The following is a 24,830-nucleotide window of genomic DNA, read 5'->3' on the forward strand; positions in this document are numbered from 1 at the left end:
CCCTTAGCGCCATCTTGCTCCCCGAGACCGAGAAACGGTGCGCGTTAACTTGTGTACTAGTAAACTGATATTTTGTCTCTGTGTCAACGGGGAAAACCAAAAGAATGCAGAAAAAGTGCGGAAACAGCGCACCATAAAAAATAACAAATGAATCAATAGTGTTCGCGTACGTGCATTAACTTGCTTGCGTTAGCATTACCAGAGCGCGTGGACATATTAAGGAAACCCGATACACCATGATCATTGATTTACATAGTCACACGACGGCCTCAGATGGCCGTTTATCGCCCCAAGATTTAGTGCAGCGTGCGGTTGAGCGCCGTGTGGGGGTGTTGGCGATTACCGATCACGACACCACTGCCGGGCTGGTGGATGCGCAAGCAGAAATTGACCGCCAAGCGCTGCCCCTCACCTTGGTCAGCGGTATTGAGATTTCTACTCTGTGGCAAAACTTTGATATTCACATTGTGGGCTTAAATATCGATCCGCACCATCCGGCATTAATCGCGCTGATTGCCGAGCAAGCTGAGCGACGCCAACAACGGGCGGAGTTGATTGCTGCACGGCTAGAGCGCTCGCATTATATAGGCGCGTTAGCGGGTGCACGTGAGCTGGCCGGTGATGCACCGCTAACTCGTGCGCATTTTGCCCGCTGGCTGGTGGAGCAGGGCCACGCGAAAACCATGCAGGCTTGTTTTAAGCGCTTTTTAACCCGAGGCAATACGGGGTATGCGCCGCCGAATTGGTGTTCGATTGCAGAGGCCGTTGAGGTGATTCACCAAGCCGGTGGACAGGCAGTACTCGCTCACCCGGGCCGATACAAACTCAAGGCTAAGTGGCTGAAGCGACTGCTAACGGCGTTTTCTGAGGCGAAAGGCGATGCCATCGAAGTCGCACTCCCTCAGCAGTCGCAACAAGAACGTCGTTTGCTCGCTGACTACGCGCGGGACTATGGCTTATTGGCCTCATTGGGCTCAGATTTTCATTACCCTTCACCATGGACAGAGCTAGGCCGAAATCTATGGCTGCCTAAAGACTGCCAGCCGCTTTGGTGGAATTGGGCATGGTTAGAGGCTGCCGAGCAGAAACAGCAATCAATAAATCAACTAGATAGCAACCAGTCAGACGCGTTACAATAGAAGGATAATAAGGATTATCCGGCGCGTCGGCCACTATCGCTGGGTTGCGGTGCGCATCCAAAACGTGGTCAAGCTACAGCAGGAGGAACCATGAGTCAGTTTTTTTATGTCCACCCAGAGAATCCGCAGGCGCGGCTGATCAAGCAAGCGGTGGAAATTGTGCGAAACGGTGGGGTGATTATTTATCCGACTGATTCGGGCTATGCGCTTGGCTGTCAGCTTGAGAATAAACAAGCGCTAGAGCGTATTTGCCGTATTCGTGATCTCGATAAAGATCATAATTTTACGTTGCTATGTCGCGATCTTTCTGAGCTTTCACTGTATGCACGGGTGGATAATGTTGCGTTTCGGCTAATCCGGAACAATACCCCAGGGTCGTATACCTTTATTTTTAAAGCGACCAAAGAAGTGCCAAAACGTTTGATGAATCCAAAACGTAAGACCATTGGCATTCGTGTTCCCGATAATCAAATCGCCCTAGATTTGCTCGAAGCTTTGGGTGAGCCATTAATGTCGACCTCGCTGATTCTGCCCGGTAATGATTTCACCGAATCCGATCCCGAAGCGATACGCGATCATTTAGAACACAGTGTGGATTTGATCATGCACGGTGGGGTGTTGGGTGAGCATCCAACGACGGTGGTCGATTTTAGCGACGGTGCGCCTGAAATTCGACGCCAGGGTCGTGGTGATTCGACGCCGTTTGATTAATCCTTTATCGCCAGTGAACCAACAAACATTGCACTGCGTAATTATCAGTGCAATGTTCTTGTTCTGATGTTGCGTCAGCCAGTGGTTGACCTTCCATTCCCGCCCAGCCACCTTGCTGGGCGTTTTTTTATGATCCGATATGTCTCAATTTATGCGGTAGGCGATGCACTATTGACCCAGTTGATGCGCCGTTAAAATTGCGGAATAAACATTATCTGCTGTCACAGGAAATGGCATATTATGGATAGTCTCTCCTTCAGCAGTTGATGCTTCTGCCACCGCACGCAACGTCGTATGATTCAGCGTTTTTACGCCCATATCAAAAAGATTGGTCGGTAGGCCAACGGAACGGCAGAAAGCGAGGACGGTATTTATCTCTTCCATTGCCGCGTTTTCGAGCACGAGTTGAACAAGTGTACCAAATGCCACCTTCTCTCCATGGTAAAGGTGGTGGCACTCCTCAAGCTTGGTGAGACCGTTATGGATCGCATGTGCGCCAGCTAGGCCACTGCTCTCAAAACCGATACCGCTTAGGTAGGTGTTGGCTTCAATAATGTTTTCTACCGCCTTAGTACTCACACCATTTTCTACTGCGATTTTCGCTTTTAAGCCATCTTCAAGTAATGTTTCATAACACAGTTTTGCTAGCGCTTGCGCGGACCGGGTCGCAAGCCCACCGGCCATGGTTGCTTTACCTGACGTCATATTTGCACGAGCTTCAAAGTAAGTTGATAGCGCGTCACCCATCCCGGAAACCAATAAGCGAACCGGTGCTTTAGCGATGATCGACGTATCCATGATCACCATGTCCGGATTTTTAGGAATCATCAAGTATTCAGAAAATTCACCTTCTGGGGTATAGATAACGGCGAGAGCCGACGTTGGCGCATCTGTAGACGCGATGGTCGGCACAACAACAACGGGAATTTTGGTATAGAAAGCAACGGATTTTGCCGTATCTAATGTTTTCCCGCCGCCAATACCGACGATGACATCATGTTTCTGTGTCGCACAAATATCGGTGATGCGCTCAATCTCAGCACGCGAACACTCGCCATTAAAAATATTGGTTGCGAGTGATATCTCTTCATCAGCAAAACTCTGTTTTACCTCTGCACCCACCAAGTCGGTCACGAACGCATCAGCGATGGCTAATGGTTTCTCACCAAGACTTTTTACATAGTGTGCAATCGAGCTCAGTACTTGCTCACCTTGGACGTATTTACTGGGGCTAATAATTATTTTGTCCATAATTCAGACCTTTATTCTTTATTCTGTGTGTTTTCTGCAATGAAAAACCATTGTAGGGAAGGCGCTATATTAGGACTGACAGCTCAAACGAGAAAGGATATCGAGGATTTGAATTGAGCTTTTATGACCGCAGTGTCAAATCCGTCGCGAAAGAAAAAACGACAAACCCTGCTTTATGGCATTGATCACTATTCAGACTGTTTGCGTCATTCGTGTTCCATATTGAAACGAAATAAAAAGATAAATTGTTCCACTATGGAACAAAATTATTTTTGTTGAGCCCCTGTTTTCTCTGCTTAAGATGAGTTCATACCCTACGTGAAAATAAATGGAATGAGATAGAACGATGAAAAAACTAATCAATCAAGTCGATGATGTTGTCTTGCAACAAATGGAAGGCCTTGCGTTGTCCCGTCCTGAGTTAAAGGCCAATTACGAACCTCGTTATATGTGGCATGAGGAAACACCAGGACAAGTCGCGTTAGTATCTGGTGGCGGTTGTGGTCATGAGCCATTGCACGCGGGTTTTATTGGTAAAGGTATGTTGACCGGATCGTGCCCGGGAGAAGTCTTTACATCGCCCACACCGGATCAAATGTATGAGTGTGGTAACCAAGTAAACACCGGTGAGGGCGTGCTTTTTATCATTAAAAACTACACGGGCGATGTGTTGAATTTTGAAACGGCCGTGGAGCTACTTCATACCGATGGTATCAGTGTTGGATCAGTCTTGGTGGATGATGATGTGGCCGTAAAAGATAGCCTTTACACCGCTGGCCGTCGTGGCGTGGCAGGCACTGTGTTAGTGGAGAAATTAGTCGGCGCTGCGGCAAGTAAAGGTTATACGTTGGCACAGTGTGAAGCGCTTGCTCGACGCGTCAATAACCAGTGCCGATCCTTTGGTGTCGCGCTTAATGCTTGTGTCGTGCCAGCCGCAGGTAAGCCGTCGTTTATCTTAGAAGATAATGAAGTGGAGTTTGGTGTTGGTATCCATGGTGAGCCAGGTATTAAACGCATGCAATACACAGACGTCGATACTTTGGTGGATGACATGTTTGCTGAACTCGCTGAAAACGCACCTTATCAGCGCACGTTACGGATTTGGAATCGTGAAGAAGGCGAATGGGATGAGGTCGTGTCTAGTATTGAGCCTTTTTCTGCCGATCATGACTACATCGTGATGGTCAATGGTATGGGAGGCACGCCAATTTCTGAGCTTTACGGCGTGTATCGCCGTCTAGCGCATAACTGCGAGCAAGCGGGATTCCGCATCGTACGAAATAGGGTAGGTAACTTCTGTACGTCGCTTGATATGGAAGGGGTGTCAATCACCTTACTCAAAGCGGATAAAGAGATGTTAGAACTTTTTGATGCACCCGTTGATACTGCCGCAATCAACTGGTAACAGGGGAAATAACATGCAAATTGAAAAAACACATATTATTCACTGGTTAGAGTTGTGTGCGACGACCTATCAAGACAACCAAGATTTTCTCACGGATCTTGATCGTGATATCGGCGATGCCGACCATGGTCTCAACATGAATCGTGGTTTTAAGAAAGTCGCGGAAAAACTGCCACAAATTGTCGAGCAAAACATTGGTAGCATTCTAAAAAATACGGGAATGACATTATTGTCTAGTGTCGGAGGCGCGAGTGGCCCTTTATATGGCACGTTATTTATTCGCACAGCGGCGGCTGTCGGGACTCGAGAACAATTAACCTTTGAAGAGCTGATCGACGCGCTAAAAAGTGGGGTCGATGGTGTGGTTTCTCGTGGTAAAGCTGAATTAGGCGACAAAACCATGTGTGATGTTTGGCTACCGGTTTTGACGAGTATAAAGGCATCGTTAGATAAGGGCACAAGTGCTGATCACTTACATAATGAGATGATTGAGCTCGCAGAAGCGAATGTATTAGCCACCATTGAAATGCAAGCGAAAAAAGGACGAGCGAGCTATTTAGGTGAGCGCAGTATCGGTCATCAAGATCCCGGTGCTACGTCCTCTCTATTAATGATTAAAGCACTAAAGCAAGCAATAGCAGGTAATTAAGATGGTGGGAATTGTTGTTGTCTCTCATAGTCGTCGCCTTGCTGAGGGGGTCGCTGAATTAGCGACCCAAATGACCCAAGGCAAAGCGAATATCGCCATTGCTGCAGGTGTTGATGATCCTGAAAACCCGATAGGTACCGATACCATTGCTGTCATGGAAGCGATAGAGCGGGTGAATGATGAAAAAGGCGTTATTGTCTTGATGGATCTCGGAAGCGCATTGCTAAGTGCAGAAATGGCGCTAGATCTCCTTGATGATCAAATAAAGGAAAGTGTGACGTTAATATCAGCGCCCATCGTCGAAGGGACGATGGCGGCATCGGTGGCAGCAGCGGCAGGGTTACCGATGGCAACCGTGGTTGAGGAAGCGCAGAATGCCTTGGGTGTAAAACAAGCGCATCTAGGTGATCAGCCATCAACAGATGTGGAACCCGCGCAAACGGCGAAGCAGGATAAAGAAACGCTGACATACGACTGGATTGTGCAAAATCCGCATGGATTACATGCTCGGCCAGCAGCAGCCATTGTTGGTGCACTTGCGCATTTTGACAGTCAACTCTGGCTACAAAAGGGCGATCGACAGGTCAATGCAAAAAGTCTCAATAGTATTGCGAAGCTTGGTGTCCGTTGCAATGACACAATAACCATACATGCCCTTGGTTCCCAAGCCGTGGATGCAATAGCAGCATTTAAAGTACTCGCACATGATCACTTTGGCGAAAAACAAGCCGTTGATGATGGGGTTATCGAACATCAAAGCGATGAAGTCGATACATTACACCATGAGGTGAATGCGCAAACTATTGAAGGCGCGATCACAGGGATTAGCGTGAATGAAGGTATTGTAACGGCGCCCGTTGTTCTTTTCACCAGTGATATGCCACCCGCACCCGATCGTCCCTTTGGTCATAAAACCGATGAAATTACGCATGTTAAGCAAGCGATAGAGTGTGTTGTTCAACGTTTACAACGTCAAGCAAAGCAAGCGAAAGGCGACATATTTTCGGCGCATAGCATGATGTTAAGTGACCCTGAATTGTGGCAATCGGTCGAATCGCATATTCAGTCAGGCATGATTGCCGAGCAAGCTTGGCTAGAAACCCTTCACGCGCTGGCGGAAGAATATCGTCATGCTGAGACGCTATACATGCGCGAACGTGAAGCTGATGTACATGATATTGCCCGCCAAGTGATGATTGAAATGACAGGTGCCAAGCCTCAGGCCATTGAGATTCAGGAGCCAAGTATTTTATTGGCCCATGACCTTATGCCCTCGGATGTGGCTGGATTAGATAAAGAAAAAGTGCTCGGTATTTGTTTAAGTGAAGGCGGTAAAACGTCCCATAGTGCGATACTTGCTCGCGCGATGGGGATCCCCGCGATGGTAAAAGCGCAAGGGTGTCTCGATGCCGTTCGGTCAGGTCAAATGGTGACGCTTGATGGCTTCAAAGGGCACTTATGGTTTGCGCCGTCAGATGAGATACAGCAGGCGCTAGACGCACAGAAAATTGAATGGCAAAACGCGCGAAAAAGTGCGCTAGCGAGCGCACAGCAAGTGGCGATGACTCGCGATGGTATCGCTATTCCCGTTTTAGCGAATATTGGTGGACCGAATGATTTGGAAAATGCGTTAACATCGGGGGCAGAAGGTGTTGGTCTATTTCGTACCGAGTTTTTATTCCAAGACAGTGAAGCCTTACCGACTGAAGATGAACAATACCAAGTTTATCGAGACATTGCCGCTGCGCTCGGCGATAAACCACTCACCATTCGTAGTCTCGATGTGGGAGGGGATAAACCTCTAGCGGCTTATCCTATGCCTGAGGAAGATAATCCTTTTTTAGGCTTGAGAGGGGTACGTTTGTGCCTCAAGCATGAAGCTTTATTTAACACGCAACTGCGCGCGATTTTAAAGGCGTTTCAGGTACAGCCGAATATTCAACTGATGATACCCATGGTCGCGCAGGTTGAAGAAGTAAAAAAAGTGAAAGCATTGTTGGCGCATCAAGCTCAGCAATTAGGGGTGGATGCAAGTAAGCTTCCTGTCGGTATTATGATAGAAGTACCCGCTGCTGTCCTAAATGCGGATGCGTTGGCGCAAGAAGTTGACTTTTTTTCTATTGGTACCAATGATCTGACGCAATATGTTATGGCGGCAGATCGCGGCAATACGGCAGTCGCAGAGCTTGTGAATTACTTTGAACCGTCGGTGTTAAAAGCCATTGAATTGACGTGTGCTGCCGGTGAGCGTGCTGGTATTCCCGTGAGCATGTGTGGCGAAATGGCGGGTGATCCGAACGCAACACAGATGTTACTTGGTATTGGTCTTCGTAAGTTCAGCGCTAGCGCTAGCCTGCTGCCTGGACTCAAAGCTCAGATTCGCCAACTGTCTTTGCAGGCATAGCGTTCCTCTACGTATAAACCGGCGTTCAACGCCGGTTTTTTTATATGACTTTTTTAATATGACTCGTTAGTACCACTCCATCTGTTCATGTAAGCCAAATTTTTTGATTTTTCGCCATAGTGTCGTGCGTCCAATTTGCAGTGCTTTGGCCATCTCGTTCATTTTCCCATTACACTGATTCCAAGCCTGAACAATGGCTCTTTTCTCGGCTTCTTCTAGGGTTATGATCGGCGTATTATCTGTACGATGATGGGCGTTCAATTTTATGTCCTCAGGAATATCACTCAGTTTGATCAAGTTTGAACCTCGATTAAGCAAGATGCGCTCAATTCGGTTTCTTAACTCGGAGTTATTTCCTGGCCAACGAAAATTCATTAACGCTTCCAATGCCACTTGTTCTATCGAGAGGGTTACATTGTGGCGACGCTCGTAATGGCTAACAAGCTGCTGGACAAGATGTTCGATGTCTTCTCTGCGTTTTCTTAGTGGCGAAATAGGGAGTTCGTTTGAGGATAACTCATAGTAAAGTTGGCGACCAAATGAGCGCTGTGTGACATATTCGCTGATTTCTGCGGTCGTGCTGGTAATGAGTTGAAAGTCTACTGGGATCAATCGCAAGCTGTCGCTACGGCTTACCAAGCCTGTCTTTAATAACTTTAGTAACACGGCTTGTAGGTCTGGCGATAGGTATTCCACTTTTTCTAAAAACAGAGTTCCGCCGTGAGCTAACTCAAACTTAGAAGGCATGCCCTGTCCTTCATCATAGCCCAAGGTCTCTTTCACCAGTTGTTCCGTATTGATCGAGCGGCAGTTGAGCGTAATGAATGGCCCATCTTTATAGCTACTCTCATTATGAATCGCCATGGCTAACGTCGCTTTTCCCACACCTTCCTCTCCAGTAATGAAGATCGGTGAATTCGATTTTATCGCCCGCTTGGCCATGGTAATCACGTGTTTCATCTTGCGTGAAATAACAGGCAACGTATTGAATGTATATCGTGCACTGCCTCCGATTTGCTGTTGAGCTAGTTCGCGAATTTTATCGATGGGGTGCAAGAACAGTAAATGGGTGCCGTCATTGAGCGCACGCAGCGTGATAATCGCTTCAACAAACTCGCCGCCGACTTCTATTGTGGTCAATTTACGCTTAATTGTTGTACCAGATTCAATACTGTTGAGTACATTGGGAGGGAAACGAAAAACACAGAACACATCTTTTTCTAAGACATCGCTTGCCTCGATATTCAGTAACCGCTCAGATTGATGGTTAACCATGGTGATGTGATTGTCTTCATCCCATGCCAGGAGACCATCATCCATGGACTCTAGTGTGGCGTTGTGCGCGCAGGAAAGACGGTTAATATTCTCTTGTTCAGAATGAATATGTATCTGCAAACTGATTTCTCTCGCACTTGACGCGATGATGACTAAGCTCTCTTTCTGGTAGTGTTCTGCGTTTTTGATCAAACACGTTGTCCCACGTAGCTTGCCAAATTGATCGAAAACAGGTGCTGCCACGGAGGCATAAGGATGTAAGTGACGATTAAAGTGTTCTGCGGCAAATACTTCACAAGGCATATGGGTGTTGATACAGAGATTGACTGCATTGGTACCAATCTTCCCTTCAGAAAGAAAGCAACCGTGTTTTATACCAAGCTCGTTCATCTCCTGCTTTATTACGTCATGCCCGACGAGAGAAAGAATGCAGCCATTGTTGTCAGTCACAATCAATAGCAAATTTTCTTCGCCTAACATATCGTAAGTATCTTCAAGCACTGTGGTGGCACATTCGATAAGATGCTCGTTGCGCTTCATCAAAGACGACAAGGTAAAACCAGAGGCAATGTGTGGTTTTGACCAAGTGTAGGGATTACATTGCTTTATACACCGCTCCCACGACTTAAGTACGGGGGTACGTGAGAATTCATGAGACACCCAGTGGTGTCTTTGGAAAAAGTCCCATTTGGTTTTATTGTCTTCGATCGAAAGCATGCTATACCGCTCTAGCACAAGTTATGGACTGTCGGCATGTTACAGGTACTTTAGCCCAGCAGCTGTGAGAACTTTCACGCCTCAGCACAGAGAGACGAAATGAGCGAGATAAAAGACGTATAAAAACTGACCGTTTTATCCAGTGGTCAGGGTGTATTTTTCTATGCGTGCGTGATGCGGTCGTGTATCATTAGGCACCTGTTATAGCGCCGCGCTTTATCTTGTTGGGGATGTTTCAACAAGTTTTACTAGGGGCGTATTATAACCAGCCATAACGTAGAGTTATTCCGTTTTTGACGCCTGTGAAGGCGACAGTAAGGTAAGACAAACATGAGCGAAAAATTACAGAAGGTGCTAGCGCGTGCTGGCACGGGGTCACGCCGCGAAATGGAAAGCTATATCCAAGCCGGCCGAGTGAGTGTCAATGGTGTGGTGGCCAAGCTGGGCGACCGTCTTGACGATCCGAGTGCGCTGGTGCGTGTCGATGGCCATGCAGTGCCGCTCAATGCGCCTTCTGAGTCAGTATGTCGCGTGCTGGCTTACAACAAGCCAGAGGGCGAACTATGTACGCGTAGCGACCCAGAAGGTCGTCGTACCGTGTTCGACCGGTTGCCAAAGCTCAAAGATGCCCGCTGGGTCGCTGTTGGCCGCTTGGACGCCAACACGTCCGGTCTCATGCTGTTTACCACTGACGGTGAACTGGCAAACCGCTTGATGCATCCAAGCCGCCAAGTGCAGCGTGAATATATGGTGCGCGTTTTTGGTGATGTGAACGAAGACATGGTGCGCAACGTGGTGGCCGGTGTCGAGCTTGAAGACGGTGTTGCCCGCTTTGAGGACGTGGTTTACGCGGGTGGCGAAGGGATGAACCACACCTTTTATGTTGTGATCACCGAAGGGCGTAACCGCGAAGTGCGTCGCCTTTGGGAAACTCAAGGTGTGACTGTGAGCCGCTTGAAGCGAGTGCGTTACGGTGACATTTATCTTGAGAAAGACCTGCCACGTGGTGGTTGGCGCGAGATGGAACTTAAAGAAGTTAACTATTTGCGCGAGATGGTGGAAATGAAGCCTGAATCGCAAACAGTGATCACGCCAGAAGACCAAAAGCGTAAAAAGTCGCGTCAGAAAATTCGTCGAGCAGTGCGCCGTTATGAAGAGCGTATCGACTCGAACGATAAGCCAAAGAAAGCCCGTCAAGCTCGCCGTGGTAATGCCCCGGCAGCAGGACCAAAAGGGTCGGGACCCAAAAAAGGTAGCCCACGCCCTGGCGCGCCAAGAGGGAAAGGAAAGCCTCGGACGCGTAAATAAAACGCTTTCAGCATTAATGAATGAAAACCCGGCCTTGTGTCGGGTTTTTTTATTCAAGAGAGAAGAGAAGGGTATACATGATAACGATTATTATTTGTGTTATTGTCAGCTCAATTTATAGAACTATCGATATACGGAAATAATGACGATCGCTGCTGAGCCTTATCAAGCTGCCACCCGTTTGAATCGGATTGAGCGTGTATTAGCCTACATCCATACCCATTTAGATCAGCCACTATTGGTTAGTGAACTTGCAGCAAAAAGTTGCTGGTCTCGTTGGCAACTGCAGCGCGTGTTCTCTGAGCAAACGGGGATGAGTGTTGCGCACTACGTGCGGGAGCTTAAATTGAGTGATGCCGCTAAGCAGTTACTGACTGGCCAACGTCGTATCATTGATATTGCCTTATCCTGTGGGTTTACCTCTGAGGCTAATTTTTCCCGCGCATTTCGACAGCAATATAATATGACGCCTCGAGAATATCGTCGACGAGGCATTATGGATGGTATTCGTACACCGTTACAAATTACCACTTTAACCACACCACAACCTCTGTGGTTATCTGTGCAGATTAAAACGCGACCTCAAGCCACAATCGCGGGAGACGTTGCACCGATATTGGGATTATTTGCGCCAGAGCCTGATTTTAATGATGTTGTGCCAGCGCTTTGGCAGCGAGCCTATGCGCGCGGCGTGATTGATCTAAACCAGCCAAGTATCGGTGCCATTGATGTAGCTAGCGCGGATACACTGCAATCACCGTTGCCATACCTTGCGGGACAACAGGCATTAGCAGGCTTTCAACATGACACCACAAGCTGGATCATTCCGGAAACGACCTATGCCGTTATCACGCACTCCGGGCCGGTGAGCGGGCTCCCTGATACATTGCAGGCGTTTATTTACGCTTGGCTACCAGACTCTGGCTATCAATGCACCGATGGTATAGAGCTTGAAATCTACCCCAGTGGTTACCAGCCCCACTCGAATAGCGCAGTAATGACATATTGGGTGCCACTCAATCCCGTGCATCGTGCTATCGATCCCGTGCATCGTGCACCAAAATGAACAGTATTTCCTCTATGCATCCATAAAATACGAATGATTCCGTTTTAGATTTATTGGTTCGTCATTAGAGGAAATCATGATGCATACAGGTTTTTCGTGCCCACGGCAGGCTATTGGGCGATTGTCGCCGTTGACCTTAGCTGTGATTAGCAGCGTAGTAACTGTGTCGGCTTACTCTGCTCCCCAAGAAGCCAACATGGAAACCATACAAGTCCTAGGCGACACGTACCGCAATACCGCCACCAAAACGGTATTGGCACCCGAAGAGACACCACAAGCGGTCACAGTGATTAACCGCGACACTTTGGAGCAGCGCCAAGCAAGTTCATTAAGCGAAGCCGTCCGCTACACCCCGGGCGTAAATACCGAACTTCGCGGTGGGGCCGTGACCCGTCTCGACCTTTTCAATATTCGTGGTTTTATCAACTATCAAAATTTTTACGACGGGTTAGCGATCCCTTACAACACCTGGAATTTACAGCCACAAATTGATCCGATCGCGATTGAGCAAGTCGAGGTTTTTAAAGGGCCTACATCCGTGTTGTACGGAAATATTCCACCGGGCGGTATGGTGAATATGATCGCGAAAACGCCACAGCGTGAAGCCGCGCATCGGGTTGGCGTCAGTACTGATACAGAGGCGTTGCGAGAAATATCAGTCGACAGCACCGGAGCGATTCAAGATACCTCGTTGGCCTATCGGATGGTGGCGCTGGCACGGAAAAAAGACGGGCAAGCCGGGCATTCAGAAGAAGAGCGGTATGTCGTGGCTCCGTCGCTAGATTGGCGTATCTCGCAAGATACCTTAGTGAATTTTAATCTATATTATCAAGCGGACCCGGCTGCGGGCATTTATACGTCGCTACCAGCGAAAGGCTCAGTGCTGCACAGTGACCAAGGCAGCCTTTCGAGTGACAGTTTTTCCGGTGACAACAACTGGAATACCTATGACCGAGAGTTTTTAATGCTGGGCTATAAAGTGCAACACCAACTCGCTTCTGATTGGTCACTACTGCACACCGCACGATACACCGATGCCGATTTACTGCAAAAGAACATGTACCATCAAAAAAGCAGTGATGGCAGACACTATCCGCGTAATGCGTACCTGACAGATGAAACCATGGAATCGTGGGTGGTTGATACTCAGCTTTCTGGCGATTTGCGCTGGGGGGCAGCGCAACATTACACCTTGTTTGGCTTGGATTATCAAAACATGTCGTCCAATGTTGGCTATGACGATACCCTTGCAGGTGTGGTGCCGGCTATTGATATCTTTGAGCCCAATAATAACCAGGTTGACCCAAGTTCACTTAGCTTCGTTTATCAGGATCAGCATGACATTGAGGTCACGCAGACCGGACTCTACGCGCAAGATCAGATCCTTTGGAATCAATGGGTCTTTCTCGCTGGCGCGCGATACGATGAATATGAGTTAAAAGATGATCAGCAAACATTGTTTGCTGGGTCACCGAGTACCTCTGATAAGAACATTCGCCACTACAATTTGGCGTTTCGCGCCGGAGCCATGTACCAATTTGATAACGGTATTTCCCCTTATCTCAGTTACTCCGAGAGCTTTGAGCCGACAGACATGGATAATCGAGGTAATGTCTTTGATCCATCGAAGGGCGAGCAGTGGGAAGCAGGCCTGAAGTATTTATCGTTGGATGGGACGACAGGGCTCAACTTGGCGTTATTTGAGCTGACTAAGCAAGATGCCTTGGTCAACGATCCCAATGATTCTTACGCCAAAATTCAAACGGGTGAAATCCGTTCGCGAGGCGTAGAAATTGAACTGAATCATGCGCTGAGCCTAGATACCAATGTGGCCTTAACCTATAGCTATATTGATATGAAGATCACCGACGATCCTAACCTTGAAGACAAGACACCGGTTTGGGTGCCCGAGCAAACGGCCAGTGCTTGGGTGAACCATCGGTTAACCTCCGGATTAGAAGTGAGCGTGGGGGCGCGTTATGTGGGCGAGTCACAGGGTAACGCGAACAATACCTTTAAAGTGCCTGATTATACCCTGTTTGATACCGCTCTAAACTATGATCTTGCTCAGCTAGATACGTCGCTATCAGGAGCGAAATTGTCACTATCTGCAACGAACCTGCTGGATAAAACGACCTATAGCTGCTTTGACGAGCTGAACTGTTGGTATGGTGATGAGCGGAATGTAAAAGCAAAAATTACCTTTGATTTTTAAACCGCGTTTGTGAAAAACAACGCCCCCGTCAATGGGGGCGTTTTTGTTTATCGTTTGGGTTGCGCATCAATGCACTGGCCATGCACTTCAACACCTTCCGGGGCCATGAGGTAGACGTAGAGCGGAATAATATCGAGTGGCGTTTTTAATGTGTCGGGATCCTCGCCTGGGAAGGCGCTGGCGCGCATGCTAGTTCGCGTGCCACCTGGATTAATCGCGTTCACTCGTACCTTGGTGTCTGACATTTCATCGGCCAGTACTTGCATCATTCCTTCCGTGGCGAACTTAGAAATCGCGTAGCTGCCCCAGTAAGCACGGCCTTGATGACCCACGGTAGACGTGGTAAACACCACGCGCGCATCATCAGACTTTTTCAGCAGTGGCAGCAAGGCTTGTGTCATCAACATGGTGGCTTTGACGTTCACTTTCATCACATCGTCATGCGATTTTTCATCGATTTGATCGAAAGGGCTTAGCACGCCAAGTAGGCCTGCATTATGGAGTACACCGTCTAAACGACCAAATTGTTGGTCAATGGTATCCGCCATGTCGAGGTAATGCTGCCGGGTTGCCCCCAGCATGTCTAAGGGAATAATGGCAGGTTGTGGTGCACCCGTGGCAGTAATTTCATCGTACACAGCTTCAAGTTTTTTCACGGTGCGGCCGAGCAAAATCACCGTCGCGCCTTTTTCAGCATAGCTCAGTGCCGCTTGACGACCAATACCAGCGCCGGCGCCGGTGACCAAAATTACACGCCCTTGAAGCGCGTCGGAGGTTACTTGATAGTCCACAGTACAAATCCTTATTTATTGTTAAACGTAGATTATTGTAAGGTTGCGGGTAATGTGTGACAACCAAGTGCGTGATGCACTGGGCTGAGGCATTGCAAACTCAGAGATAAAAAGAGGATACAACATTGGAATTCATTGCGGATTATGGGCTTTTTTTAGCGAAAGTCGTCACCTTTTTAATGGCAGCGGTGGTGTTAGTGGCACTGCTACGCGCGGCGAATGATAAAGGCGGACAGAAAGGCAGCCTGAAGCTTACCGATTTAACCGATAGCTTTAAGACCTACCGGCAGTCGCTCGAACATCATCTTTACAATGAGTCATCGTTAAAAGCGCGCGATAAAGACGAGAAAAAGGCGAAAAAGAAAGAAGAAAAGGTACAAAAGGCCGCAGCGAAGAAGCAAACGGCGCAGCCAACACAGCGCGATCCACAACTTTTTGTTCTGACTTTTAAAGGTAGTATTGATGCCCGCGAAGTCGAGGCATTGCGTGAGGAAGTGACCGCCATTTTGTCGGTAGCGACCGAACAAGATGAAGTCTTGGTTAAACTGGAAAGTGGCGGCGGCATGGTGCACGGCTATGGGTTAGCCGCCTCGCAACTGGCACGCGTTCGTAAAGCCGGCGTACCGCTGACTGTCGCGGTTGACAAAGTCGCGGCTAGCGGTGGTTATATGATGGCATGTGTGGCCGATAAGCTGATCGCTGCGCCTTTCGCAATCATTGGTTCGATTGGTGTGATTGCCCAGCTCCCTAACTTTAATCAGTTGCTCAAGAAAAACGATATTGAGTTTGAGCAGCTGACGGCAGGGGAGTTTAAACGTACCTTGACCATGTTTGGTGAAAATACCGACAAAGCGCGTGAAAAATTCAAAACCGAGTTGGAAGAAACGCATGGTCTATTCAAAGCGTTTATCACCGAGCACCGCCCTTCGTTAAATGTTGATGAGGTCGCAACCGGCGAGCACTGGTTTGGCAACCAAGCATTAGAACTTGGCTTGATTGATCAAGTCTGCACCAGCGACGAGTATCTTTTTGAGGCGGCCAACAAGGATCGTAAAGTGCTATCGGTCTCTTATCAGCAGCGCAAAAATATCGCTGAGAAATTAGCAGGAACCTCCGCTGAGGTGGCCGATCGTGTGTTACTTAAATGGATTAGCCGAGGCCAGCGTCCGCTGGTGTAAGCAAGCGCGCGTGCATGATACCGGTATATTGCACATAAAATAGGGCATCGTCGCATTGACTGCTGGCATGCCTTTGGCTTGGCGAAATCACGCTATGATGGGATAAATATCAAGAATAATGTGAGCCAAGCCAAAAATTACCGTATCCACTTAGCTATTTTACAGGCGGCAATGGTAATGATTAGCGCGCTTTTTGCCGAAAAGTGGCATAGCGAATAACCGATACACTACTATCACAATTGGTTAACAATTGTGGAAGGTACGAGCAATCAGCGTGTTTTACTGCGAATTTAGTTGATATTCGGCTAGACTCGCTCAATATTGTAAAACAGATAGCGGCATTCCAATATCGGAGTGCAACGCAACGAATTTTCGACAGTTTTAGCGCAAAGGGCGTCAATTAGGTCATTATGGGCAAATCTCTCGTTATCGTGGAGTCCCCTGCAAAGGCGAAAACGATCAACAAATATCTCGGCAAAGATTTCATTGTGAAGTCGAGTGTCGGGCATGTGCGTGATCTGCCTACTGGAGCGACCCAGGGCGGTAAAAAAGCTGCACCTGTGTCTACGAAAGGGCTCAGCGCCGAAGAAAAAGCGCGAATTAAGAAACAAAAAGAAAAGAAGGCGCTCATCAATAAGATGGGCGTCGATCCTTACAACGGTTGGCAGGCGAAATATCAAGTGCTGCCGGGCAAGGAAAAAGTCGTTGCCGAACTCAAATCACTGGCCGAGCAAGCTGACCATGTTTATCTCGCAACGGATTTGGACCGCGAAGGGGAAGCTATAGCTTGGCACCTGCGGGAGCTGATCGGTGGCGATGAAGATCGTTTTAAGCGTGTTGTGTTTAACGAGATCACCAAAAATGCCATTACCCAGGCGTTTGAAGCGCCGGGAGACGTCAACATTGATGGCGTCAATGCACAGCAAGCCAGGCGCTTTCTCGACCGTGTGGTGGGCTTTATGGTGTCACCGCTGCTTTGGAAAAAAGTGGCACGCGGTTTGTCGGCAGGGCGTGTGCAATCGGTCGCGGTGAAATTGTTGGTCGAACGCGAGCATCAAATTAAAGCGTTTATTCCTGAAGAGTTTTGGGATGTGCATGCGGACACGCTCACTCCTAACGAGCAGGCGCTTCGATTGCTCGTTGCACAGCAAAATGGAAAAGCCTTTAAGCCGAAAAACAGCGATGAGGCGATGGCCGCGGTGGCCGCGTTGGAAAACGCGAGCTATGTGGTACGTGATCGTGAAGATCGCCCCTCAACCAGTAAGCCATCTGCGCCCTATATCACCTCAACACTTCAGCAAGCCGCCAGTACGCGGTTAGGCTTTGGGGTGAAGAAAACCATGATGTTAGCGCAGCGTCTTTATGAGGCGGGTTACATCACCTATATGCGTACCGATTCGACCAACCTTAGCAAAGAGGCGGTGGACGCAGCGCGGGGACATATTGCCAGCGAATACGGTGAACAATATTTACCTGAGTCGGCGAACGTCTACGGGGCAAAAGCCAATGCGCAAGAAGCCCACGAAGCGATCCGTCCATCGGATGTTGGCGTGACGGCGAGCGATTTGCAAGGTATGGATCCTGATGCGCATCGACTGTACGACCTGATATGGCGTCAGTTCGTGGCGTGTCAAATGGTACCGGCTAAGTACGACTCCACCACATTGACCGTAGAGGCCGGTGAGTTTTCTTTGAAAGCAAAAGGGCGGATTTTACGTTTCGATGGTTGGACGCGCGTACAGCGCCCGACGGGTAAAAACGAAGATCAAATCTTGCCTGCGGTGGAAGTGGGACAATCACTGACGTTGAGTCAGCTTGATCCGAAACAGCACTTCACTAAGCCACCGGCGCGATTCACGGAGGCGGCTTTGGTTAAAGAGCTGGAAAAAGCGGGTATTGGCCGTCCGTCCACGTATGCGTCGATCATTTCGACCATTCAAGATCGTGGTTATGTGCGCGTCGAAAATCGTCGTTTCTACGCAGAGAAAATGGGAGAGATCGTCACCGATCGTCTGACCCAGAGCTTTGCAGACTTGATGGATTATGACTTTACCGCCCGGATGGAAGCGTCGCTGGATAAAATCGCTGAAGGTCAAGCCGATTGGAAAGGCGTGCTTGACGACTTCTTTGCCGACTTCACCGCAGAGCTAGAGCAAGCGGAACAAGACGAAGAAGAAGGCGGGATGAAACCGAACAATATGGTCATGACGGATATCGATTGTCCAACATGTGGCCGTAAAATGGGTATTCGTACTGCATCAACTGGCGTCTTTTTGGGCTGCTCAGGGTATGCATTACCGCCGAAAGAGCGTTGCAAAACCACCATCAATCTGATGGATGAAGACGGCATTGTTAACGTCCTAGAAGAGGATGTTGAAACCGCGGATCTTCGTGCCATGAAACGTTGTCCGATTTGCGAAACGGCGATGGATTCATACCTGATTGACCAACATCGTAAGCTTCATGTCTGTGGTAATAACCCAAGCTGTGAAGGTTATGTGGTCGAAAAGGGTGAGTTTAAACCGAAAGGCTATGACGGTCCGGTCGTTGAGTGTGACAAATGTGGTAACGATATGGTGCTGAAAAATGGCCGCTTCGGGAAGTACATGGGTTGCACCAATGATGAATGTAAGAATACGCGCAAGATCTTGAAAAACGGTGATGTTGCACCACCGAAAGAAGATCCTGTGCATTTCCCTGAACTGCCTTGCGAAAATTCGGACGCCTATTTTGTGCTGCGAGACGGCGCCTCGGGGCTGTTTATGGCGGCAAGTAACTTCCCTAAATCGCGTGAAACTCGCGCGCCGCTGGTGGAAGAGCTCGATCGCTTTAGAGATCGTATCTCGGAGAAATTCCAATACCTTGCGGATGCACCACAACAGGATCCTGATGGACGACCGACGGTAGTTCGTTTTGCACGTAAAACCAAAGAAAACTACGTGCGAAGTGAAGAAGACGGTAAGCCATCCGGCTGGTCAGCTTTCTTTGTCGATGGTCAGTGGGAAGTCACTGACAAGCGCAAGAAGAAGGCCAAAGCCTAATGAGATTCAACCCGCCATCACGGCGGGTTTTTTTTCGTCGTTTTTAGCGGCCGTGATACCGACGTTTGATCTCTACCAAAGTGCCACTGGTTTGTGCTGCTAAGATGCGACTTTGTATTGAGCCACGAGGCACCATGGAGCTGCACCAGTTAGTTAATACACTTGGCCAAGATCTCAAGCACCGCTATGGCGAACGGGTGCATAAACTGACGTTGCACGGTGGTTTTAGCTGCCCAAACCGCGATGGTACGTTGGGACGGGGCGGTTGCACGTTTTGTAATGTGGCCTCGTTTGCGGATGAAAAAGCGCAACATGCATCGGTCAGTCAACAACTCAGTCAACGCGCCAAAGAAGTGGATCGTGCCCGCCGTTATTTAGCGTATTTTCAGGCTTATACCAGCACCTATGATGAAGTCGCCCGTTTAAAAGTGTTATACGAGCAAGCACTGGCCCAAGAGCACATGGTGGGATTATGTGTGGGAACACGTCCTGATTGCGTGCCGCATGCCGTGCTCGATTTGCTTGCAGATTATTATCAACAAGGCTTTGAGGTGTGGTTAGAGCTTGGCTTACAAACCGGCCATGATAAAACGCTCAAACGCATTAATCGTGGGCATAACGTCGCGGTATACCAACAGGTCGCAACAAAGGCCCGTGCCTTAGGGATCAAAGTGTGCACCCATTTAATTGTCGGCCTGCCAGGGGAGGAGATAACGGCCCATCAACAGACGATTGATACAGTGGTAAATACGGGCACCGATGGGATCAAGTTGCATCCGCTGCACATCGTTGAAGGAAGCACCATGGCAAAGGCGTGGCGAGCTGGGCGACAAAGGAAAATTTCGTTCGACGATTACATCGCTAGCGCCTCGATGATGATTCAGCGAACGCCACCAGAGGTGGTTTACCATCGGGTGTCGGCAAGTGCACGTCCACCCACATTGTTAGCACCTGCCTGGTGTGAAAATCGCTGGCTTGCGATGACAGCGATCGCCGAGACACTCACACAAACAGGCGCACAAGGGGCCGCGCTGGGCCACCCCTTTGTAGGGCGCTAGCCGATTGAATCTTTTGAACTAGCGGGGTTGATCCTCTGATGCCGTTGGCAAGACGCGTTGCATTAGTCTTTGCAACACTCTGCCAATATCTTGCAATATCAGGTACAAGCAAGGCACAAGAATCAGTGTGAGCAAGGTTGCGAACATCACGGCAAAGCCTAACGCCACTGCCATGGGGATCACAAACCGTGCTTGTAAGCTAGTTTCAAACATGATCGGCAGTACCCCGGCAAAGGTGGTGATGGAGGTGAGAGTGATGGCACGAAAACGCGCGCAGCCGGCGTCAATCACCGCTTGTTTGACTGCAACGCCCGCTTGCCGAGCCCGGTTGATGTAATCGGTCATTACCAGTGAATCGTTGACCACCACACCTGCCGCGGCAATTAAGCCAAAGGTCGACATCAAGCTCAAATCGATATCAAACCAATAATGTCCCCAAATGGCGCCGGTGAGACTAAATGGGATCACCGACATAATGATTAATGGCTGGGTGTAACTTTTTAATGGTACGGCAAGCAATGCATAGACCACGATCATGCCAGCGATAAAAAACAGCAGTTGCTCACTTTGCTGAGCTTGTTGCTCCTCAATCGAGCCACTGAGCTCACTGGTGACTTCAGGATAATCGGCCAACACATCAGGTATTATCGATTGTCGAATCGTTTCAACCACTTGGTTGGGTTCTACTTGCTCTTCATCAATGGCGCCATAGACGTAGACAGTGCGAAACCCTGCTTCACGGCGAAGGCTACTGATCCCAGGCTGTTGCTCAAAGTTGACCACATCACCCAGCATCACTTGTTGCCCCGTTGGCGTCGTAATCACGGCATAGCGTAGCGATGAGAAGGTTTCTCGCGTGCGCTTTGGATACCGCACCATGACTTTGATTTCTTCACCGTCTCGGATCAATCGCTGTGCTTCACCGCCATAAAAGCTGCCCCCAACTTGCTGGGCAATGGTCGTCAGATCCAGTCCCAGATCATGGGCGACGGGAGTGAGCGAGATCAGAATTTCCTGACTGCCAGAATCCATCGAAGAGGATATATCGAAAAGCCCTGGTTGCTGATTAAGGCGTGACATCAGCGCCCGCCCAGCGGCATTGAGGGTATCAATATCGGGGCCGAATAACAGGTAACCAAATTCATCACCTTGTTCTCCGCCGTTGACATCGTCTTGAATGGTGAGCTTTTTCACCCCCGGAATATCAGGCATGGCATCGCGCCAGCGCCGAGAGAGTTCAAAAGTGGTAAAGGGGCGAACGGCATCATCCACCAAGGGGATCACCAGCTGCCCAGCGGTTCGGCCCTCATTAAATACCAGGGTTTCTTTGATCATGGCTTGGCCGGTTTCCGCTTGAGTGTTGTTATCAACGTCGTAGACCATACGCTCGATAGCTTTTAGGGCAGCGATGGTTTGTTCGCTCGATGCGTTGTTATTCATCTCTAAACGAATATTGGGGAAGTCATGTGGTACTTTCGGCGTCGGCACCATACGAACGTGGCTGGCCACCACCAAAGCAATACTGATTGCCAATAGGGCAATGAATACGGTAAGTACAGACCAACGCCAGTGTGTGGCCCGGGTGACTGTACGACGATAAGGGCCGTGAATGAATTGCTGAAAACGGCGGTTAAAGCGTTGGCGTAAGCTATTTGGTTTAGGGGTAGAAAAGTGGGTATGAGCAAGGTGTGCTGGAAGGATGAGTTTGGATTCAATCAAACTAAATACCAGACACAAGATGACAATGGCGGCGATACCAAAGAAGAAGGCACGCTCTGGTCCACTAGACATCAAAAAAGGGGCAAACACTGCAATGGTCGTTAATACCCCAAAGGTAGCGGGTGTTGCAACCCGTTGAGCACCGGCAACCACGTTATTCACACCACCGCCCTTATGCTCGACTTCGGTATAAACGCTTTCGCCTATCACAATGGCATCATCAACGACGATCCCCAACACCATAATAAAGGCAAACAACGACACAATATTAATACTGACCCCTATCACTGGCATCAGCATAACCGCGCCAAGAAAACAAACGGGCAGTCCAACGAGCACCCACATTGCTAGCTTAAAGCGTAAAAAGAGGGTCAGTAACAACGCGACGAGCACTGCCCCTTGCAGCAAGTTTTTGAGCATCATGTCCAAGCGCGCGTTTAAGTAGTGGGTCATATCAACCACGGACTTTAGCGCCAAGCCGGCTGGAAGCGTGTTGTTTTTCGTCTCGATGTAATCTTTGACTGCGGAGGCGACGGTAACCATGTTTTGCGACGCTGTCGCGTTCACCGAGAGAAAGATGGCATTTTGCCCAGAGTATTTAAAATAGCGCTCACCTTCGGTAAAGCCATCTTTAATGGTCGCGATATCTTGCAGTCGTAGCCGGCTACCATTTGGACCAATTTTAATCGGGATCTGTCGAAATTCGTCGCCGCGATAGCGTTGGTTTTCCACGCGAATGGCGATCATACCGCTATCGGTGCGCACTTCACCGGCTGAGAAGTTGGCTGAATAGCGGGCTATGGCATCACTGACTTGACCCAGAGTGAGGTCGTATTTTCTTAATTGTTGCGGTGCAACTTCAATGGCGATTTCGTAGTTAGGGGCACTGAGCTCGACTAATGTCACATCGTTAAGTTGAAGTAACTCGTCTTCGATGTTTTGTGCGACGGGTTTTAGCTCGGTCAGTGGCTTGTCGCCCACCACCGCCATGCGTATCACTGTTTGTCGAAACTCAACTTGCGACACATTGAGCGGCTCCATAGACGCGGGCAGATTAGAAATGGCATCGACTTTCTGATTCACCCGATCCAACACCACATTGAGGTCTTCGCCAACATCCACTTCGATTTCGACACGGCCAAAGCCTCGGCGTGCTGTCGATACCACAGACTCAATGCCGGTGACATCTTTAATGGCTTCTTCAACCTTTACGAGGATGCTTTCTTCAACCTCTTGTGGCGAGGCGCCTGGGTAGTCAGCAGTGATATGGATATAATTAATTTCGATGTTGGGGAACATCTGACGTTGAATAAAGAAGTAGCTCGCGATCCCCATGATCAATACAAAAATCATGATCAGATTCGCCGCGACAGGGTTATGTGCAAAATACGCAATGAGACCACGAGGTGGCGTAGGGGCTTCATTCATCGTCGTCGTTCTCCTGCGCAACCTGCGATGCCACGCGTACCGTCATTCCCGCTTCAGGAAACTCGGGGGGCGTTGTCACAATCTGGTCATTGGCACTTAGCCCTTGGTCCGCATAAAGGTATTGCCCTTCGGCACGGACGATATTCAAGGCGCGAGATGAAAGTTGGCCCTTGCCATCGACTACCCAAACTTGTCGATTATTTGCCAAGGCTTGGGGAAGTTTAAATACTGCGTCTAACGTGGTGCCGTTAAAGGCCACCTCAACATAACTGCCGAAGGGCAGAGTTGGTTTAGGCGAGCTGATACCGTAGGGGTCATCAAGACGCACAACCACACGCATCATCCGTGTACTTTGTTCCACAATCCCTAAATCACGCACCACGGTGCCTTCGCGATGAATCGGCGATGTGCCATTTCGTGTCAGCGAGGCCTGAATCCCTTCGAGTTGTTCGGGCAGAAATGCACTGTCAAACCCAGCCACAGGTACGTGGACTTCCGCCACTTCAACATTGTTGATCGTACCCACAGTCGTGCCTGCGCTAATATATTGACCCACACCGATATCGCGTGAGACCACTAGGGCATCATAGGGTGCAGTGACTTGACAGTTATCAAGATCGCGTTGAGCGCGTTTTAATGCCGCTTGGGCCGACTTCACCCGCGCCTTGGCCGTTAATAGTTGTGGTTTGCGTAAATAGAGATCGGTGACCTGTGTCGGAGGCAAGCTTTTTGCTTGGCGCTTTGCCACTGCGGCTTGCGCTTGTTCTTCAATGAGAGCGGCTTGCGCGCTGGCGAGATCGGCCTCTGCACTGAGTACCGCCGCCTGATAATTATCCGCCTCAATAGAGAAGAGCACGTCGCCACGTTTTACGATGCCACCGGCGACAAAATTCGGGTGCCAATCCATGACTTCTCCCGATACTTGCGCGGAGATTTGCGTGGTTTCCAGCGGCATTAATTCACCATGCCCCGTGATGACTACTTGATGTTGCGTAGGCGTGATGAACTGCGTATCGACGATCGGCGGAGGAGGAGCGGGATTATCGACCTGTGTCTCTGATTCTGTTGCCGCAATAGCAGTATAGCCAAGGTAGCCGAGCCCTAATACCACTAAGGGCAGAATCCAACGTAGTCCTTTCATTAATGATGAGTCCTTTCTGTGCGTCGCCATGTGTAGTGTGACAGCCGATTCGGGTTATATGTCTATTAACTAATTTATCATGTAACGTCAGTACTGTGATGACACGCTAACTGATCTTTTGAATTTCATCATTTTTTGTTGCACTCAACACGTTACGACTGAGTGTGTCCTCCCGATCGCCTCGTTTCGGTCATCCGGCATGTGTCTTTTACTAAAACGCAAACCTGTTCTTTTTTTTCAATAGATAATTACATAGTTAGTTTTTATCTCACTTATTTTTACGTTTTTTACGTGATTTCTCTGAATTTGTTGGTAAAAAACAAGCGATCCACGC

General features: G+C 49.0%; 16 protein-coding genes. 11 read left to right on the plus strand and 5 right to left on the minus strand.

All coding sequences use genetic code 11. The features are described 5' to 3' along the window. Window positions 1–236 precede the first annotated feature (236 nt). Window positions 237–1,139 (plus strand): PHP domain-containing protein, encoded by a 903-nt coding sequence (locus tag BZG78_RS10770; RefSeq protein ID WP_021024310.1) that lies wholly within the window; start codon window positions 237–239, stop codon window positions 1,137–1,139. Window positions 1,140–1,229: 90 nt separating this feature from the next. Further along, window positions 1,230–1,850 carry an L-threonylcarbamoyladenylate synthase gene (locus tag BZG78_RS10775; RefSeq protein WP_077577260.1) on the plus strand — a complete coding sequence of 207 codons (621 nt, stop codon included), beginning with the start codon at window positions 1,230–1,232 and terminating at the stop codon, window positions 1,848–1,850. Window positions 1,851–2,018: 168 nt separating this feature from the next. Here the strand turns inward: BZG78_RS10775 and BZG78_RS10780 are convergent, their stop codons facing one another. After that, a complete protein-coding gene (locus BZG78_RS10780; RefSeq protein ID WP_077661199.1) occupies window positions 2,019–3,101 on the minus strand; it encodes a glycerol dehydrogenase in 1,083 nt (360 codons plus the stop codon). 346 nt (window positions 3,102–3,447) lie between these two features. Between BZG78_RS10780 and dhaK the strand changes: the two genes are divergently transcribed. Genes dhaK through ptsP form a run of 3 tightly spaced genes read left to right on the plus strand, consistent with a single transcriptional unit; the run spans window position 3,448 to window position 7,559 of the window. Further along, entirely contained in the window at window positions 3,448–4,506 is a 1,059-nt protein-coding gene (dhaK, locus tag BZG78_RS10785; protein WP_077661200.1) for a dihydroxyacetone kinase subunit DhaK, read from the plus strand. A gap of 13 nt (window positions 4,507–4,519) precedes the next feature. Next, window positions 4,520–5,155, plus strand: coding sequence for a dihydroxyacetone kinase subunit DhaL (dhaL, locus tag BZG78_RS10790; protein WP_077661201.1), 636 nt, complete (start codon window positions 4,520–4,522; stop codon window positions 5,153–5,155). Between the two features lies 1 nt (window position 5,156). Continuing rightward, window positions 5,157–7,559, plus strand: coding sequence for a phosphoenolpyruvate--protein phosphotransferase (gene ptsP, locus BZG78_RS10795; RefSeq protein WP_077661202.1), 2,403 nt, complete (start codon window positions 5,157–5,159; stop codon window positions 7,557–7,559). A 66-nt stretch (window positions 7,560–7,625) separates the two neighbouring features. Here ptsP and dhaR read toward each other — a convergent pair whose 3' ends face one another. Next, entirely contained in the window at window positions 7,626–9,551 is a 1,926-nt protein-coding gene (gene dhaR, locus BZG78_RS10800; RefSeq protein WP_077661203.1) for a dihydroxyacetone kinase operon transcriptional regulator DhaR, read from the minus strand. A 330-nt stretch (window positions 9,552–9,881) separates the two neighbouring features. Here dhaR and rluB point away from each other — a divergent pair, with 330 nt between their 5' ends. The 3 genes from rluB to BZG78_RS10815 all read left to right on the plus strand — a co-directional run bounded on the left by rluB (window position 9,882) and on the right by BZG78_RS10815 (window position 14,140). Beyond that, window positions 9,882–10,859 carry a 23S rRNA pseudouridine(2605) synthase RluB gene (gene rluB, locus BZG78_RS10805; protein WP_021023931.1) on the plus strand — a complete coding sequence of 326 codons (978 nt, stop codon included), beginning with the start codon at window positions 9,882–9,884 and terminating at the stop codon, window positions 10,857–10,859. Window positions 10,860–11,001: 142 nt separating this feature from the next. Continuing rightward, a complete protein-coding gene (locus BZG78_RS10810; RefSeq protein ID WP_077461044.1) occupies window positions 11,002–11,925 on the plus strand; it encodes an AraC family transcriptional regulator in 924 nt (307 codons plus the stop codon). 196 nt (window positions 11,926–12,121) lie between these two features. Beyond that, window positions 12,122–14,140 carry a TonB-dependent siderophore receptor gene (locus BZG78_RS10815; protein WP_242413013.1) on the plus strand — a complete coding sequence of 673 codons (2,019 nt, stop codon included), beginning with the start codon at window positions 12,122–12,124 and terminating at the stop codon, window positions 14,138–14,140. Between the two features lie 47 nt (window positions 14,141–14,187). On the opposite strand, the gene BZG78_RS10820 is transcribed toward BZG78_RS10815, so the two are convergent. Further along, entirely contained in the window at window positions 14,188–14,931 is a 744-nt protein-coding gene (locus BZG78_RS10820) for a YciK family oxidoreductase (protein ID WP_077647076.1), read from the minus strand. A 125-nt stretch (window positions 14,932–15,056) separates the two neighbouring features. On the opposite strand from BZG78_RS10820, the gene sohB reads away from it, so the two are divergent. The 3 genes from sohB to BZG78_RS10835 all read left to right on the plus strand — a co-directional run bounded on the left by sohB (window position 15,057) and on the right by BZG78_RS10835 (window position 20,208). Next, window positions 15,057–16,109 (plus strand): protease SohB, encoded by a 1,053-nt coding sequence (gene sohB / locus BZG78_RS10825; RefSeq protein ID WP_077661205.1) that lies wholly within the window; start codon window positions 15,057–15,059, stop codon window positions 16,107–16,109. Between the two features lie 410 nt (window positions 16,110–16,519). Next, complete coding sequence (gene topA, locus BZG78_RS10830; protein ID WP_077577265.1) at window positions 16,520–19,150, plus strand: type I DNA topoisomerase; 2,631 nt, start codon at window positions 16,520–16,522, stop codon at window positions 19,148–19,150. Window positions 19,151–19,284: 134 nt separating this feature from the next. Continuing rightward, complete coding sequence (locus BZG78_RS10835; RefSeq protein ID WP_077661206.1) at window positions 19,285–20,208, plus strand: TIGR01212 family radical SAM protein; 924 nt, start codon at window positions 19,285–19,287, stop codon at window positions 20,206–20,208. A gap of 18 nt (window positions 20,209–20,226) precedes the next feature. Here the strand turns inward: BZG78_RS10835 and BZG78_RS10840 are convergent, their stop codons facing one another. Together BZG78_RS10840 and BZG78_RS10845 are read right to left on the minus strand one after the other, a co-directional pair. Beyond that, window positions 20,227–23,355, minus strand: a complete 3,129-nt coding sequence (locus BZG78_RS10840; protein ID WP_077661207.1) for an efflux RND transporter permease subunit — start codon at window positions 23,353–23,355, stop codon at window positions 20,227–20,229. Next, entirely contained in the window at window positions 23,348–24,496 is a 1,149-nt protein-coding gene (locus BZG78_RS10845; RefSeq protein WP_077661208.1) for an efflux RND transporter periplasmic adaptor subunit, read from the minus strand. The genes BZG78_RS10840 and BZG78_RS10845 overlap by 8 nt, the downstream gene beginning before the upstream one ends. Window positions 24,497–24,830 lie beyond the last annotated feature (334 nt).

It is taken from the genome of Salinivibrio sp. MA351 (assembly GCF_001996065.1).
Lineage (GTDB): Bacteria > Pseudomonadota > Gammaproteobacteria > Enterobacterales > Vibrionaceae > Salinivibrio > Salinivibrio costicola.